Origin of the sequence: Desulfobacula sp. (assembly GCF_030145145.1) — a bacterium.
In the GTDB taxonomy this organism is placed as follows: domain Bacteria; phylum Desulfobacterota; class Desulfobacteria; order Desulfobacterales; family Desulfobacteraceae; genus Desulfobacula.
Genome location: NZ_JAQYWD010000088.1, coordinates 1 through 2439, shown reverse-complemented (window position 1 = coordinate 2439; position 2439 = coordinate 1). Strand labels below are relative to the sequence as shown.

At 42.6% G+C, this 2439-nt stretch carries 4 protein-coding genes; all 4 read left to right on the top strand.

All coding sequences use genetic code 11. The annotated features are described in order from the left end of the window. The first annotated feature begins 183 nt into the window (after positions 1–183). The 4 genes from Q1Q15_RS25395 (at position 184) to Q1Q15_RS25380 (ending at position 2236) form a co-directional block, all read left to right on the top strand. The gene (locus Q1Q15_RS25395; protein WP_300465589.1) at positions 184–1134 is read left to right on the top strand and encodes a hypothetical protein; all 951 of its coding nucleotides are present in this window, start codon (positions 184–186) and stop codon (positions 1132–1134) included. A 188-nt stretch (positions 1135–1322) separates the two neighbouring features. Next, entirely contained in the window at positions 1323–1640 is a 318-nt protein-coding gene (locus Q1Q15_RS25390; RefSeq protein WP_300465586.1) for a hypothetical protein, read from the top strand. Between the two features lie 46 nt (positions 1641–1686). After that, a complete protein-coding gene (locus Q1Q15_RS25385; protein ID WP_300465584.1) occupies positions 1687–1845 on the top strand; it encodes a hypothetical protein in 159 nt (52 codons plus the stop codon). 127 nt (positions 1846–1972) lie between these two features. Beyond that, entirely contained in the window at positions 1973–2236 is a 264-nt protein-coding gene (locus Q1Q15_RS25380) for a hypothetical protein (protein WP_300465582.1), read from the top strand. The last annotated feature ends 203 nt before the right edge of the window (positions 2237–2439 follow it).

Genomic DNA, 2439 nt, shown 5'->3' with positions numbered 1-2439 from the left:
AAATCCATAAATCCTATGTTGTCCCTCAGGATATTAAGAGCCAATGGATGGTGGGATGAATTTTGGGATCATCGAACTGAGCAGATAATGGCTGCTTGATTACTACAACAGGGACGATTTACACCCAACGAGGCCTATGCATTTGCCAGCCGGGAAAATGTGGACATCACCCTGGGGAAAAAAATGTTCAACACCGGGATCTGCACCCTTTTTTCTCCTTCGAACCGATTCCGGCCCATGGACCTGTATGATCCCCTGGACCCCAAACAATTTGGACTCTGGCAGGCCAGGGTGGATTACTACCCAGAAGGTGGTACCTTGGGAGGGGATACCATCACCGCTGCCATTTTACCGGTTTACACGGCCAATAAAGTGCCCCCCTTAGGATCAAGATGGTGGGGAGCATTTGCAAACAATCCCATTGTCGGACATATCCTAGAAGACTATCCCGATATCTCTCTGGAAAATATCGATTACTTTGCCCGGTATAAAACCACAAGAAATGGCTGGGATTTCTTCCTGAGTGCCAACACAGGCCTGAGCCCCTATTCTGTGATAAAGCGTGAGGGGGCAACCTATGTAGAAGAGATCATCAGAATCTATACCCTTGCCGGCGGTTTCTCAACCACCATGGACGGCTTTGAAATTCATGGGGAAACCCTTTACAACATGAGTGACGGTGACAAGGACCAGGACTATTTAAGTTCTGTATTGGGGTTTACCTATACCTTTGGCGAAAATGTCCGCCATGTTTTCATGGAGGAGATCGTTTTTACCCTTGAATATTCAAGAGAACTTATCCTGGACCAGCAGCGTGCAGATAATTATATCATCAATTCCCAGGAAGGGCGCGCCGGTACAAATGATTTGCTGTCAAGGATCCAGTTTAAATATGACCAGAACCTTACCTTTGAAAATCTGTTTCACTATGACATTTCAGACCAGGCATGGATGAACCGGGTTGAGATCACCTACCGCCTGGGCGCCGGATGGACAACCAACGGTGCCTTTGAAATTTTTGGAAGCCAAAATGATTTTGTGCCTGTCTCTGGTTGGTTAAATTTTGATAATATCAGCTACGTACAATGGAAAAATAACGACAGGGTAGTGGTCTATGTTACCTATAAATTTTAAAAAATATTTAAATTGTTATGGCAAAAAAGAAAAATTTATCGCCGAAATATCAAATTTGGATAGATGCAAGAAAAAAGTTTGGGCTTTCACATGCACATACTTTGTTGTGCCCACCAGGGCATGGGGGTTAGTAACGCAAGCCGCCGAGAATACTTCCGGCGTATCGGCAAATCCCGCGGTTTGAAATATTGTTTCCAGAGGAGGTAAAAGAGGCTGCTGCCCGTCAGGCAAGACAGGTGATACTGTCCTGGAAACCGGATCTTGTTATTGTATCCGAAGATAATGCGGCAAAATGCCTGGTCGCCCCTTATTTTAAAGATGCAGACCTGCCCTTTGTTTTTTGCGGATTGAACTGGGATGCCTCGGTCTATGGGTTTCCTTTTAAAAATGTTACCGGAATGATCGAGGTCCAACTGATCACTCAAATCATCGACCACCTAAAGCCATTTGCCTCTGGTTCCCGAATTGGCGCCCTCAGAGGCAACCTTCAGCCATGGTATGTGTGAAGAGTGTTCAGATGAACTTTACAGCAATGAAGACTGGTACATTGAAATGAAAGAAGAAAAAAAAATAGATCCGCTTGACGATTTTACTATATTATATAACTCTGGGACTGGTACATGGGATTTAATATTTTTTTCAGGAGATACCACACAATCTGGATCCAAAAATCAATTTAAAAAATTTTATTTTGAGCATTACCGCTTTTGAAAAATAAACCTGGAAAATCGGAGATAACTGATGGATACATTTTGCCCTGTAACAGGATGCAGAGTTTTTTCCCTTGATGAATGGCAGTTTTGATCCTCGCAATTCCTCATTTTCTCCGGTGGAACTGATGTCTGATGATGCCTGGAACATAAAAACATTTGAATTTTCAAATCAAGCAGTTGTCATTGATAAAAAAATTTTACATTCAACCCCTATGGGATTTTTAAGGTCAAAGCATGTGCCGCTCATCGATAAAATGCGCTTCCAGTGTCAGTCAGATCTGCCGGGCAATTCCGCATTGAATTATATCATCATAAATGGCGGAAGATTAAAGGGGACCAGCCGATCCGCCAGATTCAAACTCATGCAGTCTTTAAAAGACTGGGCTTAAAATGGGGTCGGACCAAAAAAATTACAGCAACCCATTGTTAACAAGAGAAATATTTTTTTAAAACCCTCAAAAAAGCTCTTAGGACCACAAATTTTATAAATTGAACATAATAGCTTGCCTTTTGGCCCATCTACTGCGTTGCATCAAAGGCTAAATAGGCCTGCTATTAAACCTTTAATGCGCCTTGTAGATGAACCAAAATT